This window comes from Streptosporangium sp. NPDC004631, assembly GCF_053601935.1.
Window position 1 is genome coordinate 226,973 of the sequence record NZ_JBSGCR010000004.1, and the last position, 16,129, is coordinate 243,101.

Here is a 16,129-nt window from a genome sequence, read left to right on the forward strand (position 1 = left end):
ACGCATCACAACGCGACGCCCCGGAGCTCCTTTTGGTTTACCGGAAAACGCAAACGGCTCGCCTCCCCTGCGGGACGCGAGCCGTACGGATCCGTGAGGATCAGTGACCGTGGCCGTGGCCGTGGCCCTGACCGCCGGCGGCCGGGGCCTCCTCCTCGGGCTTCTCCACCACGAGGGCCTCGGTCGTCAGCAGCATGCCGGCGATGGAGGCCGCGTTCTGGACGGCCGAGCGGGTGACCTTGACCGGGTCGATGACGCCCTGGGCGATCAGGTCGCCGTACTCGCCGGTGGCGGCGTTGAAACCCTGGCCCGCGGAGAGCTCGGCGACCTTGGTGGTCACCACGTAGCCCTCAAGACCGGCGTTCTCGGCGATCCAGCGAGCCGGCTCGATGAGCGCCTTGCGGACCACGGCGACCCCGGTCGCCTCGTCGCCGGACAGGCCCAGGTCGTCGAGGGCCGTGGAGACGTGGATGAGCGCGGAGCCACCGCCGGCGACGATGCCCTCCTCGATCGCGGCGCGGGTCGCGGAGATGGCGTCCTCAAGGCGGTGCTTCTTCTCCTTGAGCTCCACCTCGGTGGCCGCGCCGACCTTCAGCACGCAGACGCCGCCGGAGAGCTTCGCGAGGCGCTCCTGGAGCTTCTCGCGGTCCCAGTCGGAGTCGGACTGCTCGATGGCGAGCTTGATCTCCTTGACCCGGTCGGCGATCGCCGCCGCGTCACCGGCCCCGTCCACGACGGTGGTGCTGTCCTTGGTGATCACGACGCGGCGGGCGGTGCCCAGCACGTCGAGGCCGACGTGCTCCAGCTTGAGGCCGACCTCCTCGCTGACGACCTGGCCACCGGTGAGGATGGCGATGTCCTGCAGCATGGCCTTGCGGCGGTCACCGAAGCCCGGGGCCTTGACGGCGACGGAGGTGAAGGTGCCACGGATCTTGTTGGTGACCAGGACCGCGAGGGCCTCGCCCTCGACGTCCTCGGCGATGACGAGCAGCGCCTTCTTGCTCTGCGCGACCTTCTCCAGCAGCGGCAGGAAGTCCGCGACGGAGGCGATCTTGCTCTGGTGGATCAGGATGTAGGGGTCCTCAAGAACCGCCTCCATCCGCTCCTGGTCGGTCACCATGTAGGGCGACAGGTAGCCCTTGTCGAACTGGAGGCCCTCGGTGAACTCCAGCTCCAGGCCCATGGTGTTGGACTCTTCGACGGTGATGACACCGTCCTTGCCCACCTTGTCGAACGCCTCGGCGATCAGGTCGCCGATCTTGGCGTCCTGGGCGGAGATCGTCGCGACGTGCGCGATCTCCTTCTTGTCCTCGACCGGCCTGGCGGACTCGATCAGCCTGTCGCTGACGGCCTTGGCCGCGATGTCGATGCCGCGCTTGAGGGAGAGCGGCTGGGCGCCGGCGGCGACGTTGCGCAGACCCTCGCGGACCATCGCCTGGGCGAGGACGGTCGCGGTGGTCGTGCCGTCACCGGCGACGTCGTTGGTCTTGGTGGCGACTTCCTTGGCCAGCTGGGCGCCGAGGTTCTCGTACGGCTTCTCCAGCTCGACCTCACGGGCGATGGTGACACCGTCGTTGGTGATGGTCGGCGCACCGAACTTCTTGTCGATGACCACGTTGCGGCCACGCGGGCCGAGGGTCACCTTGACGGCGTTGGCGAGGGCGTTCACGCCACGCTCAAGAGCGCGGCGCGCATCTTCCTCGAACGACAGGATCTTCGCCATGTCAGTCCTCTCTAAAAGTACGTCGGCGCATCAAAGCCCCGGGCGCTCTCGCGACCCGGGGCTCGATACGTCATCTTTACGAAGCGTGAATTACTTCTCGATGATGGCGAGCACGTCGCGGGCGGAGAGTACGAGGTACTCCTCACCGCCGTACTTCACCTCGGTGCCGCCGTACTTGCTGTAGAGGACGACGTCGCCCTCCTTGACGTCGAGCGGGATGCGCTTGTCCCCGTCCTCGTCCCAGTTGCCGGGGCCCACCGCGAGGACCTTGCCCTCCTGCGGCTTCTCCTTGGCGGTGTCCGGGATGACCAGACCGGAAGCTGTGGTCTGCTCTGCCTCAAGCGGCTGGACCACAATGCGGTCGCCGAGCGGCTTAACGGGAACCTTGGTGGCGGTCGTCACGTCGGACCTCCCCTTCAGATTTGAATGATCTAGAAGAGGCGACCAGCGGTCTGCCGTCGCGGGTGTCAGACCTGCCTCGTCGCATGTATCTGGCACTCTCACCGGGAGAGTGCCAATACGGAACAGTATGCAAGGTGGGCTTGACAGTCAACACGAACCGCCCCCGATCAAGGTTTGGGAACGTCAAACCCTCCGCCGGGCGACAGCGCCCCCCCGATTCGGGGAACATGTGAGGGAGACGAGCGAGCACCGAGGAGAATGTAACCCGATGACCACGTACGGTGACGGGAACGACGCTACGGTGGACGACGTGACCAGCACGATGGGCGTGGAGACGAGCACGCCGCGCGAGAGCGGCGACCCGCTCGCCAACTGGCCTTACCCCCCGCCCGACGGCTGGACCGCCGACGACCTGGACCGGCTCCCCCAGGACGGCCCGAACGGTGAGCCGGACTTCTTCAAGCACGTCGAACTCGTCGATGGAGCCCTCATCTTCATGTCCCCCCAGAAGCGTTTCCACGAGTACCTGCTGTACGGACTCCGGACCAGTCTCAACGCGCAGGCCCCCGACCATCTGAAGGCGGTGATGCAGATGGACGTCGTGCTCGGTCCGAGACAGCGCCCGTGCCCGGACGTCCTGGTCGTCGACGCCGAGGCCGCGAAGGACCGGTCACGCACCGCCTACAGCCCCGGCGAAACACGTCTCGTCGTCGAAGTCGTCTCCCCCGAGTCCGAGTTTCGCGACCACGAGGTGAAGCCGAGGCGCTACGCCAAGGCCGGTATCCCGCATTTCTGGCTGGTGGAGAACAACTCCGACGAGCCGGTGGTCTACGTCTACGAACTCGATCCGGTCGGCCACGCCTATGCTCTCACCGGCATCCATCACGGCCGCCTCAAGCTCACCGAGCCGTTCCCCGTCGACATCGACCTCACCGACCTGCCCGACTGAGGGGGAGGACACGCCCCGGCCACACGGTAGCGTCGGACGGTGTGGACCTTGACGCGTTCCGGCGGCTGCTGACTCCCCGTGGCCAGGAGGCCCTGAAGGCGGCGGCCGAGGTCGTGGGCGACGATCCGGTGGCCGCGGTGACGCGGCTCAGGAGGAGCCACGACGCCGGCCTGACCTCGGCGGCGCTCACCCAGGCCATGCTCAGGGCGCGCGCGGCCGGCAAGTTCGGCGCCGACGCCGAGCTGATGTACTTCACCCGGGCCGGTCTGGAACAGGCCACCCGCCGCGAGGTGGCCGACCACCGGGCCCGGCGCATGGCACCGGGCTCACTGGTCGCCGACGTCTGCTGCGGCGTCGGCGGGGACCTCCTCGCACTGGCCAGGGCCGGTTGCGCGGTGGAGGCGGTGGACGCCGACCCGCTCACCGCCGCGATCGCCCGCGCCAACGCCGACGCCCTGGGGCTGGGCGACCGGGTCTCGGTCCGCACGGCCGACGCCGCCACGGTCGACCCGTCGGCCTTCGACGTCCTGTTCGCCGACCCGGCCCGCCGCACCGCGCGGGGCAGGACCTTCGACCCGATGGCCTACTCGCCTCCCTGGCCCGAGGTGCTGGAGATGGTGGCCAGGTCCCGGGCCGCCTGCCTGAAGGTCGCCCCGGGCATCCCCCACGGGTTCGTCCCCGACGGCGCGGAGGCCGAGTGGGTCTCCTACCGGGGCGAGGTCAAGGAGGCGGTGATCTGGTGCGGCGGCCTGGCGGGCGGGGGCGGACACCGGGCCACGATGCTGCCGTCCGGCGCGACGCTGACGCCCGACCCCGCGCTCGGCCGGGCGGAGCACGGCCCCGTGGGCCGCTACGTCTACGAGCCGGACGGCGCGGCGATCCGGGCCCACCTGGTCGCGGAGGTCGCCGCGCTGGTCGGCGGACGGCTGATCGACCCGCAGGTCGCCTACATCACCGGGGACGTCGCGGCGCGGACCCCGTGGGCGTCCGGGTACGAGGTCCACGAGGTGCTGCCGTTCTCGCTCAAGCGGCTGCGGGCGGCGCTGCGAGAGCGCGGAGTGGGCAACGCGACGATTAAGAAGCGCGCCTCGGCGGTCGATGTGGATCGCCTCAGAAAGGACCTGAGGCTCTCCGGCGACCAATCGGCCACGGTCATTCTCACCCGGATCGGGGAAAAGCCGTTTGCCCTCATCTGCACCCCTTTCTGAGCTGGCAAAACAGTAGATCAGGGCAATTCACCGGCAATCATCGCCTTTCACCTTCGACGCAGAAAAACCTTGATCAAAAAGCTAAGGTGACCGCGCGGGAGTTTTCCCCGCCCGCGGTTCGACCGCGCCCGTCAGCATGCCGTACCGACCCCACCGCGCGGCCGATCGTCGGCGAGTGAAGGAGCTTTCTGTGGATCACTCCGACCACACCCTGCTCCAGGCAGGCGGTCAGACCGCCATCTCCGACCGGATGCGCGAACTCCTCGCCCGCGCCGCCCAGGACCACGTCTACGAGCAGCGGACCCAGGGCGCGGTGCTGGATGAGATCCGCCGGCGCCTGGAGGGCATGGAGTGGCTGCTGCGGGAGGTCAGGGAGCGCGAGCTCGGCGGCCTGAGCGGCACTCTGGAGTCCGTCCACGGCCGCCTGGCCGACATCTCCGCCCGGCCTCCCGAGTGGGCCGAGGGCCTCGCCCAGCACGTCGAGGCGGTCCGCGACCACGTGGACGCCGTCGGCGAGCGGGTCGGCGCCCTCGGCCGGAGCGTCGAGTCGGTGCGCGAGCGGGTCGTGCCCGTCGGCGAGCTGCCGAGCCTGTGGGCCGACGTCGGCGCCGTGGGGGAGAACGTGGACGAGGCGCTCGTCCAGCTGCGGTCGATCGCCGACGGCGCCCGGGGCGCCGATGACCGGCTGGACGAGCTCGCCCGGCTTCTCGGCCACGTCCAGACGAGCATGGAGGCCGCCGCCGTCCGGTTCACCCGCCTGGACAGGGCGCTGGGCGAGCTCGTCCAGCGCACCGGCCGCCTTGAGTCGGAGCTGCTCGGCCTGCCGGCGGGCGTCCGGGAGACCGTCGACGCCGCGACCGGCCGCCTGCTCACCGCCCTCGGCGAGCTCACCGTCCGCCACGAGAGCCGCTCTGAGGCGCTCGACGAGCGCCTCGACGACATCGAGGGCCGGGTCACCGGCAGGATCGACGCCGTCGACGCCCGCCTGTGCATGCTGGACGGCCACGCGGAGCGGGCCGCCGGGCGGCTGGAGAGTGTGGACGAGCGTGTCGAGGCCGTCGACCGGCGTCTCGGGCGGCTGTCGGCCACCCTCGACATCGGCGACGTCCACCCGAGCCTCGGCACGCTCCTCGGCACCCAGGCCGACGACCGGACCAAGCGCTTCGACTCCCTGGACGAGCGCATCGACCAGGCTCAGGCGGCGCTCGCCCCGCTGGCCGGCATGCTCCGCGCCCAGCCCGACCGCGAGCAGCTCGGCGCGGCCCTCACCCGGAGCATGGAGCCCGCCCGCGCCGACCTCAACCGCCGCCTGGGCGCGCTGGAGGAGACCATGCTGGCCCTCGCCGAGGCCCTCCTCCGCCCCACCCGAGGCGACGACGACAAGGACTGATCACACGCGGACGGTGGTGATCGGCATCGAGGAGTCCGCGGGGATGTCCAGCGGGGACGGCTCGGCACCGGCCGCCACCAGGTCGGAGCCGAGCGTGGCCACCATCGCCCCGTTGTCCGTGCACAGCCCCGGGCGGGGAACGCGCAGCCTCACCCCGGCGGCGTCGCACCGCTCCCTGGCCAGGGTCCGCAGGCGGGAGTTGGCCGCCACACCGCCGCCGATCAGCAGGTCCCGGACGCCGTGCTCCCGGCAGGCCCGCAGGGCCTTGCGGGTGAGCACGTCCACCACGGCCTCCTGGAACGAGGCCGCCACGTCCGGCACGTGGATCCGCTCGCCGGCCCGCTCCCTGGCCTCCACCCAGCGGGCCACTGCGGTCTTCAGCCCGGAGAAGGAGAAGTCCAGCGTCCCGTCGTCCTGCTTGCCGCGCGGGAAGGCGATGGCCGTGCCCGAGCCGTCGCGGGCCACCCGGTCGATGTGCGGGCCGCCGGGGAAGGGCAGGCCGAGCACCCGGGCCACCTTGTCGAACGCCTCACCGGCGGCGTCGTCCACGGTCGACCCCAGCGAGACGACCTCCTTGGCGACGTCCGGCACCAGCAGCAGGGAGGAGTGCCCGCCGGAGACCAGCATCGCGACGCACGGCTTGGGCAGGGCTCCGTGTTCGAGCTGGTCCACGGCCACATGGGCGGCCAGGTGGTTCACACCGTACAGCGGCACGCCGAGCCCCAGCGAGTACGCCTTGGCGGCGGCGACGCCGACGAGCAGGGCGCCCGCCAGCCCCGGGCCCGCGGTCACCGCGATCGCGTCGATGTCGGTGAAGCGCAGACCCGCCTGTGCGAGCGCCCGCTCGACGGTCGGGGTCATGGCCTCCAGATGCGCCCGTGAGGCCACCTCGGGCACCACCCCGCCGAAGCGGGCGTGCTGCTCGACGCTGGAGGCGATCGTGTTGGCCAGCAGGGTGTGCCCGGCGACGATGCCCACCCCTGTCTCGTCGCAGGAGGTCTCGATGCCCAGCACCAGGGGTTCGTCACGCATTGAGGTCCTTCTTCATCATGATCGCGTCGGTGCCGTCCTCGTAGTAGTGGCGGCGCACACCGATCCGCTCGAACCCGAACCGGTCGTAGACCGCCTGGGCGTCCGGGTTGTCGGCACGCACCTCAAGAAAGACCGACCGCGCCTTCCGCCGTACGGCCTCCGCCAGCAGCTCGGTCAGCATGGCGCCGCCGATCCCCGCCCGGCGACGGCCGGCCAGGACGGCGATGGTCTGCACGTCCGCCTGATCCCCCGCGGCGAGAAGCCCGGCGTAACCGACGATCTCGTCGTCCATCAGGGCCACCACGTAGTGCCGGGTCCTGGGCTGGTCGTCCAGCTCGCCGCGGAGCATGCCCTCGCTCCAGGCGTCGTGGGGGAAGGTCTCCCGCTCGACCCTCATCACCGCGGGCAGATCGTCCAGGGTCATCGGGCGCAGCACGAAGGTCATGTGGAGACCTTCTTGGGCGGCGAGGGCAGCCGGGCGTCGGGGCGGCGCAGGTAGATGGGGTGGGGCGGGCTCAGCACGGGGTGGGTGCCGCTCTCCACGACCTCGCGGACGTCCGGCCCGCCGAGCTGCTCGGCGGCCAGCGCGGCCAGCGCCCCCGCGAAGGGGTACTCCGGGGCGTCCGCCAGCCGGGACTCGCCCAGGACCTCGGCGTACATCCGCGCGCCCGAGCCCACGAGCGGGAGCTCCCCGGGCAGGTCCTGCGGCCTGTCCACCGACGGCCCGGACAGCCGGGTGCGCGGGTCGGCGTAGCCGCCCCAGAACACCTCCTTGCGCCGCGCGTCGGTGGCCACCAGGAACGGTCCGGTGAGCCCGCTGCCGTAGGCGACGGCGTCGAGGGTGCACACGCCGTAGGCCGGGACGTCCAGGGAGGCCGCCAGGGCCTGGGCGGTCATCAGCCCGACTCTCAGCCCGGTGTAGGGGCCGGGGCCGGCGCCCGCGACGACGGCGGTGACGTCGCCGAGTGAGGCACCCGCCTCCCGCAGGACCTTCTCGATCGTGGGCACGAGCAGTTCGCCGTGGCGACGGGCGTCGACCGTCGTCGACTCGGCGAGGACCCTCGAACCGTCGTGCAGCGCTGCGGTGACGGCGGGGGTAGCGGTATCAAAGGCCAGGACCAGCACGAACAGTTAGCCTAGTCCGTCGCGCGAGGCCCCCGGGTCCGTCCCCGCATGGCGGGCCGGGCGCGCGGGGGGTCGGGGCGCGACGGCGTGCCCTTGGCCGAGACCGGCACCGGCGAGCCCGGCGCGCGAGGGTCAGGTCTTGACGAGGGTGGCGTAGACGATGACGTTGTCGTGGTACTCGTGCCTGTTCCAGTCGAAGTCGCCGCCGCAGGTGATGAGCCGGAGACCGTCCTCAAGATAGACCTTGTCCGCCGGGAACCGGTCCTTGCTCACCTGCTCGATGGAGTCCACCCGGTACTGGGCGACCTTGCCGTCGCTCCGCGTGACCTTGATGGCCTGCCCCGCCCGCATCTGCTTGAGCCTGTAGAAGACCGCGGGGTCGGTCTTGGTGTCGACGTGCCCGAGGATCACCGCGGAACCGGGGTCGCCGGGGACCGCGCTCTCCTTGACCCACCCCGCCGTGTCCGGCTTCTCGAACGGCGGAAGCTCGATCTGGCCGTCTGTCACGCCGAGCTTCATCAGCGGCGCCTTGACGCCCAGCGAGGGGATGTCGAGGCGGCTGGGCACGACCTGCCTGCGGGCCGGCGCCGTGTCCACGCCGCCGCCCTTGTCGAGCGCGACCATGACGACGCCGGTGACGACTCCGGCCACGACGATTCGTGACCAGCGGGGGGACTCTGCCATCGGCCGGCTACGAGCGGCGGCGACGCGCGACCGCGACCCCCACGCCTCCGGCGAGGGCGACCCCCAGCAGGACCCCGGTCACCCCGAACGGCATGCCCGAGTCGCCGTGCGGGCCGTCGGCGGCGGTACCGCCGCCGCCCGTGCCTGGTCCGTGGGTGCTGATGACGGTGCGGGTCGCCTTGGGAGTGGAGCTCGGCCCGCCGGTCGGCTTCTCGCTCGGCTTCTCGCTCGGTCCGTCCGTCGGCCTGTCGCTCGGCTTGCCGTCGCCCACGACCCTGAGGCTGGCCTTGCCGGTGTCGTTGGTCCCCTCACATCTGGCGTTGACGTCGTAGACGCCGGCGTCGGTGCCGGGTGCGACGACGGCCTGGCCGCGGACCCAGGGCCGCGCCGCGGGCGTGGCCCCGGCGGGGGCCGAGGGGCTGGGCGTGGCCATGATGGGGTCGAGGGTGACCGGCGCGCGGAAGGCCAGTGAGGAGGAGGTGCCCCGATGCTCGGGACCACCCTCGGGAATCGGGCAGTTGGCCAGGACCCACACCTTCTGCCCCGCCTTGGCGCGGGCCGGCTGGAGCTGGACCTCGATGTTCTCCCTGCTGATCGCCGTCTGCCTGGCGACCGGCGAAACGGCCTCCCCCGGGCTGCCCGAGCTCGCCCCCGCCGCGCATCCGGCCACCCCGAACAGGGCGATGGCCCCTAGAACCGCGACACCTCTGACTCTTGGCACCGTCGCACTCCACTCCGCAGTCCGGTCGACGACCCTCGCCCGGCACAACTTCCCGCCTGTTTCCCATTAAACATGGGCATACCCGCAAGAATCGATCTTCGACCCCGATGATTGATATCAAGTGGGACGTAGTGCCAGCCTGCCAGGATTCCCACGCCTACGGGGGTGAATCAGGCAGCGAATCGGATGACCGGGGAGTCAGACGACGCCCTGCCAGCGGGCGCCGACCCCGCGCAGCCGTACCGTCCGGTCCTCACCGGACTCACCGCGCTCGATGAGGATCTCCAGGCGGTCGTCGGCGAGCCCCTCGACCAGGCCCTCGCCCCACTCCACGACCGTCACCGACTCCTCCAGCGAGGCGTCCAGGTCCAGATCGTCGACCTCCAGGTCCCCGCCGAGCCGGTAGGCGTCGACGTGGACCAGCGCGGGACCGCCCGACAGCGAGGGGTGCACCCGGGCGATGACGAAGGTCGGGGAGGTGATCGGCCCGCGCACCTTGAGCCCGTCGGCGATCCCCTGGACCAGGGTCGTCTTGCCCGCGCCGAGCGGCCCGGAGAGCACCGCCAGGTCTCCCGCGCGCAACAGCCCGGCCAACTCGGCGCCCAGCTCCCGCATGCTCTCCGCGGTCGGTACGGCCCTCACTGCCCACTCTCCTCCGCCGCCGGTCCAGCCGGTCCAGCCTGATCAGCCTGTTCAATCGGTCCAGTCTGCTCAGCCGGTCCAGCCGGCTTGGCCGGTCCCGGCAGCCCGGTCGGTCTCGGCGGCCCCGCGCCCTCGGTGGCCGCCCGCTTGAGCAGGTCGCGCAGCGCGTCGTTGACCACGGTCGGGCGCTCCAGCTGGACCAGGTGCGAGGTGCCGGAGACCTCGGTGAACCGGGCGCGCGGCAGCGCCGCCGCCATGGCCTTGCTGTGCTCCACCGGCGTCAGCCAGTCCTTGTCGCCGACCATGATGGAGGTCGGCACCGCGTCCAGCACGTCCAGGGCGCTCAGCTTGTCGTGCGACATCAGCGCCGGATAGAAGTCGGCGATCACCTCGAACGGGGTGGAGCGGATCATCGACTCGGCGAAGTCCACCACCGTGGGGCTGACGTTCCTGGAGTCGCCGAAGCCCAGGTGACGCAGGGCCAGGAAGGCCACGTCGCTGCCCACCTGGCGCCCCCTGTCCACCAGCGTGCCACCGCGGCTCAGGAAGGACACCGTGCCGGGCGTGGCCTTGTGCACCGCCTTGGCCAGCAGCGCGGGCAGCCCCAGGGAGATCTCGGCCAGCTTGCCCGCCGAGGTGGAGATCAGCGCCACGCCCTTGATCTTCTCGCCGAACAGCTCCGGGCGCCGGTCGGCCAGCGCCATGACCGTCATGCCGCCCATGGAGTGGCCGACCACCACGCACGGGCCCGGCACCAGCGCCTCGATCACCTCGGCCAGGTCGTCGCCGAGACGGTCGATCGTGGAGTCGTCGACGTCGGTGCGCGGCGAGCGCCCGTGCGAACGCTGATCCCACAGGACCAGCCGGTAGGAGTCGCGCAGGTCACTCCGCTGGTAGTGCCAGGAGTCCAGGTTGAGCGTGTAACCGTGACAGAACACCACGGTCAGCGGGGCCTCCTCGGGGCCGTCCACCTCGGCGTAGAGGCACACGCCGTCGGAGGTGGTGACCGCGGTGGGCCGGCCGCGCAACTCGCCCAGCGGCTCGCTCGCCTCCAGGTCGGGCCGGAGCCTGATGCGCCCGACGGCGTACCGTTTGGCGAGGGCCGCGGCGGCCACCCCGGCGGAGGCGGCGCCGACGACGACACCCGCGATACCGACCTTGCGCCGTGTGGTAGTGCTCATGCGCCCCCCTGACCTGACTCTCACCGGTAAACGCGCGGAACTCGCGAACCGATCCCGGTCACAATCTCATGCGTAATCGTGCCAAGGGAATCCGCCCACTCCTGCACAGTTGGCTCACCCTGCGAACCGTCACCGAACAGAACGACCTCGTCACCCTCGGTCAGCGACTCGTCCTCCATGTCGATCATGAACTGGTCCATGCAGACGCGGCCGACGATCGGCCGCCGCCCGCCGCCCACCAGCACCTCCGCCCGGCCGGTGGCGTGACGGGGGACACCGTCCGCGTACCCGAGGGGGACGAGGCCAAGCGTGGTCTCACGATCGGTGACGTACAGGTGCCCGTAGGACACGCCGGAGCCCGCCGGCACCCTCTTGGCCAGCGCGATCCGCGCCACCAGGGTCATCGCCGGGCGCAGCCCGAAGTCTCCCAGTTCGGGCACGGGGCTCAGGCCGAAGGCCGCCAGGCCCGGCCTGATCATGTCGTAGCGCGCCTGCGGCAGGGTCAGCGTCGCCGCCGAGTTGGCGATGTGCCGGATCACCTGGGATCCCCCGGCACCCGCCTTCTCGGCGAAGGCCACCGCCTCGTCGAACGCGGTCAGCTGGGCCTCGATGGACGGGTGCCCCGGGATGTCGGCGCAGGCGAAGTGCGACCAGAGCCCGACGATCTCGATCGTCCCCTCGGCCTGCCCGGCCAAGGCGCGGTCCACCAGCGCGGGCCAGGCGGCGAGCACCGCGCCACCCCGCGAGAGGCCGGTGTCCGCCTCCAGATGCAGCCGGGCGACCCGGCCGGTACGGCGCGCCGCCCCGGCGATCGCGTCCACCATGCCCACGGCCCCGGCCGACAGCTCCACGCCCTGGACGATCGCCTCCTCCAGCGGCTCACCCGGTGTGATGATCCACGACAGAACCGGCGCGGTGACCCCCGCGGCCCGCAGTTCGAGGGCCTCCCGGAGATAGGCGGTGCCGAGCCTGGTGGCGCCGCCCTCCAGGCAGGCCCCGGCGACGGCCACCAGGCCGTGCCCGTAGCCGTCGGCCTTGATCGCGACCATGATCTCGGCCCCCGGGGCGTGCTCGCCGAGCAGCGCGACGTTGGCCCGGATCGCGGAGAGGTCCACCCGCGCCTCGGCAGGGGTCATCGGGAAACTCATCTTTCCAGTCTGGCAGGTCAGGGGCCGTGTCCGTGCCGGTCGGCGACCGACCCGACGACCCCGGGAAGGGCTTTCAGGACGTCCCCGGCGGCGAGCGGGCCGTGCCGCCCGGCGAGTCCGTGCAGATAGGCGGCGCAGGACGCCGCGTCGTATCCGCCGAGCCCCGCGGCCAGCAGCGCGCCGACCAGCCCGGCCAGCACGTCCCCGGTGCCGGCGGTGGCCAGCCAGGGGCTACCGGTGAGATTGACCCTGACCGGCAGCCCCTCCTCGGCGACCAGCGTGGTCGAGCCCTTGAGCAGCACGGTCACGCCGAGGTCCTCGGCGGCCCGCCGTACGTGCTCAAGCCTGCCGGCCTCGATCCGCGCCCGGGGCACTCCCAGCAGACGGGACAGCTCTCCGGCGTGCGGGGTGATCAGCACCGGCGCGGTACGGCGGAGCAGCGCGCCGTCCCGGGCCGCCAGCGTCAGCGCGTCGGCGTCCACCAGCACCGGGACGTCGCTCGCCAGCACCGAACGGGCCAGGGCCAGCGCCTCGGGGCCGGTGCCGAGGCCGGGCCCGAGCACCCACGCCTGCACCCGGTCCACCCTGTCGACCCCCTCGCCGGGCTCCAGCTCCGTGATCACGGCCTCGGGCCAGCGGGCGCGCACCTGCGCCACCGGCTCGGCGACCCCGGCGTAGCGGACCATGCCGGCCCCCGCCCGGATCGCCCCGCCCACGGCCAGCACCGCGGCCCCGGTGTAGGACCGGCTGCCGGCCGCGACGCCGACCACCCCCCTGCTGTACTTGTCGGAGCCCGCGCCCGGCCTGGGCAGCAGCGCCGCCACATCGGCGCCGGTCGGCGCGGACACCCCGGGATCCGGCAGGTAGGGCCCGAGCCCGATGTCGACGAACTCCACCCGCCCCGCGTGCTCGGCGCCGGGATCGACGAGCAGCCCGACCTTGCGGGCGCCGAAGGTGACCGTGACGTCCGCGCGGACCGCGGCCCCCTCGACCCGCCCGCTGGAGGCGTCCACCCCGCTCGGCACGTCCACCGCGACCACCGCGCCGGGCGCTTCACCGGTCAGGCCGGCGAGGGTGGCGTACGGCTCGCGCAACGCCCCCGTCCCGCCGATGCCGACCAGCCCGTCCATCACCAGGTCCGCCCCCCGGACAAGATCGCGAACCGTCGCGGGCGCGGCGCCGCGAACGTCCGTCACCCGGCCCCCCGCCTCTCGCAGGGCCGCCAGTCCGGCCTCGTGGACCCGCGCCCCGGCGAGGACCGCGTCCACCCTGGCCCCCCTGGCCGCGAGCCGCGCTCCGGCGTAGAGGGCGTCGCCTCCGTTGTCGCCCGCGCCGACCAGGATCACCACGCGCGAGCCGTACACGTCGCCGAGCATCCCCGCGCAGGTCACGGCAAGCGCGAAGGCCGCCCGTCGCATGAGCGTGCCCTCGGGCAGCCTCGCCATGAGCGCCGCCTCGGCCGCCCTGATCTGATCGGAGGTGTACGCGGTCAGCATGGTTGCGACGCTATCGGGCGCCGATCACCGGCGCGTGCTCCGGCACGGCCGACGGGCGGGGCGGGTGACTCAGCCCTCGGCGATGACGTAGGCCACGGCCACGCCGCCGTCGTGGGTCAGCGACACGTGCCAGCGGATCACGCCGAGCGTGGCCGCGACCTCGGCGACCCGGCCGCTCACGTGCAGCTCCGGCCTGCCGTACGGGCCCCTGCGCACCTCGGCGTCCAGATGGGCCAGGCCGGGAGGCGCGCCGAGCGCCTTGGCGACCGCCTCCTTGGCCGCGAACCTGGCGGCCAGGGACCGCACGGCCAGCACCTGCTCCGCCTCGGTGAAGAGCCGCGCCCGCAACTCGGGCGTCCGGACGAGCGACGCCTCGAACCGCGCGACGTCCACGACGTCCACCCCGATGCCCACGATCACGCTTCCAGGCTAGCGAAGGCCCGCCCGATCAGGGCGAAGAGCCGACCAGATCCGGATTTCGCCCCCCCTTTCCCCGTTTTACTCACCGGCAATCCATAGCCGTTGTCCACAGCCTGTGGACAACGGCTCGCCACGGCGGCACCGACGGGGGCCGCGCCTACTCCACCGTGACGGACTTGGCCAGGTTGCGGGGCTGGTCCACGTCGTGCCCCTTGGCCGCGGCCAGCTCGCAGGCGAACACCTGGAGCGGCACGGTGGCCACCAGCGGCTGGAGCAGGGTCGGCACGGCGGGGATGTGGATCAGCGTGTCGGCGTAGGGCTCGACGGCGGTGTCGCCCTCCTCGGCGATGACAATGGTCTTGGCCCCCCTGGCCCGGATCTCCTGGATGTTGGAGACGATCTTCTCATGCGTCACGTGCTGACCCGTGGGGGACGGCACCACGACCACCACGGGGAGCCCCTCCTCGATCAACGCGATCGGCCCGTGCTTGAGCTCCCCCGCCGCGAAGCCCTCGGCGTGCATGTAGGCCAGCTCCTTGAGCTTGAGCGCCCCCTCCAGCGCGACCGGGAAGCCCACGTGGCGGCCGAGGAAGAGCACGCACCGCTCGTCGGCCAGCGACCTGGCCAGCTTGCGGACCTTCTCCGACGTCCCGAGCACCTCCTCCACCTTGGACGGCATCTCGGTCAGCCGCTCGATGATCTGGGTGATCTCGTCACCGAACTTGGTCCCCCGGACCTGGGCGAGGTAGAGCGCCACGAGATAGCAGGCCACCAGCTGGGTGAGGAACGCCTTGGTGGAGGCGACGGCGATCTCCGGGCCCGCGTGGGTGTAGAGGACGGCGTCGGACTCGCGCGAGATCGTGGAACCGTTCACGTTGCAGATGGCCAGCACCCGGGACCGCTGCTCGCGGGCGTGCCGTACGGCCATCAGCGTGTCCATGGTCTCGCCGGACTGGGTGATCACGATGATCAGCGTGTCGCGGTTGAGGATCGGGTCGCGGTAGCGGAACTCGCTGGCCAGCTCGACCTCGCACGGTATGCCCGCCCAGTGCTCGATGGCGTACTTCGCGATGAGCCCGGCGTGGTAGGAGGTGCCGCACGCGACCACAATGATCTTGTTGACGTCCCGCAGCTCCTGGTCCGACAGCCGCATCTCGTCCAGCACCAGCATGCCGTCGGGGCCGACCCTGCCGAGCAGCGTGTCCGCCACCGCCCGGGGCTGCTCGGCGATCTCCTTGAGCATGAAGTAGTCGTAGCCGCCCTTCTCGGCGGCCGAGGCGTCCCAGTCCACGTGATAGTCGCGCGTCTCGGCGGGGGCCCCGTGAAAGTCGGTGACCGTCACCCCCGACGCCCGCAACTCGACCACCTGGTCCTGGCCGAGCTCGACCGCCTCACGCGTGTAGGCGATGAACGCCGCCACGTCCGAGCCGAGGAAGTTCTCCCCCTCCCCCCGCCCGACGACCAGCGGCGAGTTCCGCCGCGCGCCCACCACCACGTCCGGCTCGTCCACCGAGACCGCCAGCAGCGTGAAGGCCCCCCGCAGCCGCCGGCACACCCGGCGCATCGCCTCGGCCAGCCCCTCCTCGGCGAACTCCTCCAGCAGGTGCGCCACCACCTCGGTGTCCGTCTCCGAGGCGAGCTTGTGCCCGTCGTTCTCCAGCTCGGCCCGGAGGTCGGCGAAGTTCTCGATGATGCCGTTGTGAATGACCGCGATCCGCTCGTCACAGTCGGTGTGCGGGTGGGCGTTGCGGTCGGTCGGCGCGCCGTGGGTGGCCCACCGGGTGTGCCCGATCCCGACCGTGGCCGGCGCCACGGGCCGCTCGGTCAGCACGGAGCGCAGGTTGACCAGCTTGCCCGCCCGCTTCTCCACGGTGAGCTGCCCGTCGGTCCCGACCAGGGCGATTCCCGATGAGTCGTACCCCCGGTACTCCAGCCGCCCCAGTCCCTCGACCACGACCTCAACGGCCTGGCGCTGACCGACATATCCCACAATTCCGCACATGGCGAC

The 16,129-nt window shown here is 71.8% G+C and carries 16 protein-coding genes; 3 read left to right on the top strand and 13 right to left on the bottom strand.

The genetic code is table 11. The features are described 5' to 3' along the window. Positions 1 to 100: 100 nt before the first annotated feature. Both groL and groES read right to left on the bottom strand, forming a co-directional pair. A complete protein-coding gene (gene groL, locus ACWEF2_RS05845) occupies positions 101 to 1,723 on the bottom strand; it encodes a chaperonin GroEL (RefSeq protein WP_453812297.1) in 1,623 nt (540 codons plus the stop codon). A 90-nt stretch (positions 1,724 to 1,813) separates the two neighbouring features. Further along, positions 1,814 to 2,125, bottom strand: a complete 312-nt coding sequence (groES, locus tag ACWEF2_RS05850) for a co-chaperone GroES (protein ID WP_184712660.1) — start codon at positions 2,123 to 2,125, stop codon at positions 1,814 to 1,816. Between the two features lie 268 nt (positions 2,126 to 2,393). Here groES and ACWEF2_RS05855 point away from each other — a divergent pair, with 268 nt between their 5' ends. The 3 genes from ACWEF2_RS05855 to ACWEF2_RS05865 all read left to right on the top strand — a co-directional run bounded on the left by ACWEF2_RS05855 (position 2,394) and on the right by ACWEF2_RS05865 (position 5,672). Then, on the top strand, positions 2,394 to 3,074 hold the full coding sequence (locus ACWEF2_RS05855) for a Uma2 family endonuclease (protein WP_453812299.1): 681 nt from the start codon (positions 2,394 to 2,396) through the stop codon (positions 3,072 to 3,074). 41 nt (positions 3,075 to 3,115) lie between these two features. Beyond that, positions 3,116 to 4,282 (top strand): class I SAM-dependent methyltransferase, encoded by a 1,167-nt coding sequence (locus ACWEF2_RS05860; RefSeq protein ID WP_453812301.1) that lies wholly within the window; start codon positions 3,116 to 3,118, stop codon positions 4,280 to 4,282. 190 nt (positions 4,283 to 4,472) lie between these two features. Then, positions 4,473 to 5,672: a hypothetical protein gene (locus ACWEF2_RS05865; RefSeq protein ID WP_453812303.1), complete on the top strand. Its 1,200-nt coding sequence runs from the start codon at positions 4,473 to 4,475 to the stop codon at positions 5,670 to 5,672. Here the strand turns inward: ACWEF2_RS05865 and tsaD are convergent, their stop codons facing one another. From tsaD to glmS, 11 genes are all read right to left on the bottom strand, one after another. Continuing rightward, entirely contained in the window at positions 5,673 to 6,704 is a 1,032-nt protein-coding gene (gene tsaD, locus ACWEF2_RS05870; RefSeq protein ID WP_355594099.1) for a tRNA (adenosine(37)-N6)-threonylcarbamoyltransferase complex transferase subunit TsaD, read from the bottom strand. Continuing rightward, the gene (gene rimI / locus ACWEF2_RS05875; RefSeq protein ID WP_453812305.1) at positions 6,697 to 7,149 is read right to left on the bottom strand and encodes a ribosomal protein S18-alanine N-acetyltransferase; all 453 of its coding nucleotides are present in this window, start codon (positions 7,147 to 7,149) and stop codon (positions 6,697 to 6,699) included. Before rimI ends, tsaD begins: the two co-directional genes overlap by 8 nt. Continuing rightward, complete coding sequence (gene tsaB / locus ACWEF2_RS05880; protein ID WP_453812307.1) at positions 7,146 to 7,829, bottom strand: tRNA (adenosine(37)-N6)-threonylcarbamoyltransferase complex dimerization subunit type 1 TsaB; 684 nt, start codon at positions 7,827 to 7,829, stop codon at positions 7,146 to 7,148. The genes rimI and tsaB overlap by 4 nt, the downstream gene beginning before the upstream one ends. A 132-nt stretch (positions 7,830 to 7,961) precedes the next feature. After that, positions 7,962 to 8,513, bottom strand: coding sequence for a class F sortase (locus tag ACWEF2_RS05885; protein ID WP_453812309.1), 552 nt, complete (start codon positions 8,511 to 8,513; stop codon positions 7,962 to 7,964). 7 nt (positions 8,514 to 8,520) lie between these two features. Then, complete coding sequence (locus ACWEF2_RS05890) at positions 8,521 to 9,234, bottom strand: hypothetical protein (protein WP_453812311.1); 714 nt, start codon at positions 9,232 to 9,234, stop codon at positions 8,521 to 8,523. 198 nt (positions 9,235 to 9,432) lie between these two features. Next, positions 9,433 to 9,876, bottom strand: a complete 444-nt coding sequence (gene tsaE, locus ACWEF2_RS05895) for a tRNA (adenosine(37)-N6)-threonylcarbamoyltransferase complex ATPase subunit type 1 TsaE (protein ID WP_355594109.1) — start codon at positions 9,874 to 9,876, stop codon at positions 9,433 to 9,435. Further along, on the bottom strand, positions 9,873 to 11,057 hold the full coding sequence (locus ACWEF2_RS05900) for an alpha/beta fold hydrolase (protein ID WP_453812313.1): 1,185 nt from the start codon (positions 11,055 to 11,057) through the stop codon (positions 9,873 to 9,875). Before ACWEF2_RS05900 ends, tsaE begins: the two co-directional genes overlap by 4 nt. A 20-nt stretch (positions 11,058 to 11,077) precedes the next feature. After that, positions 11,078 to 12,193, bottom strand: coding sequence for an alanine racemase (alr, locus tag ACWEF2_RS05905; RefSeq protein ID WP_453812315.1), 1,116 nt, complete (start codon positions 12,191 to 12,193; stop codon positions 11,078 to 11,080). A 29-nt stretch (positions 12,194 to 12,222) separates the two neighbouring features. Next, positions 12,223 to 13,701, bottom strand: coding sequence for an NAD(P)H-hydrate dehydratase (locus ACWEF2_RS05910; protein ID WP_453812317.1), 1,479 nt, complete (start codon positions 13,699 to 13,701; stop codon positions 12,223 to 12,225). 69 nt (positions 13,702 to 13,770) lie between these two features. Further along, on the bottom strand, positions 13,771 to 14,121 hold the full coding sequence (locus ACWEF2_RS05915; protein WP_355594117.1) for a holo-ACP synthase: 351 nt from the start codon (positions 14,119 to 14,121) through the stop codon (positions 13,771 to 13,773). 157 nt (positions 14,122 to 14,278) lie between these two features. Further along, a complete protein-coding gene (gene glmS, locus ACWEF2_RS05920; protein WP_453812319.1) occupies positions 14,279 to 16,123 on the bottom strand; it encodes a glutamine--fructose-6-phosphate transaminase (isomerizing) in 1,845 nt (614 codons plus the stop codon). Positions 16,124 to 16,129 lie beyond the last annotated feature (6 nt).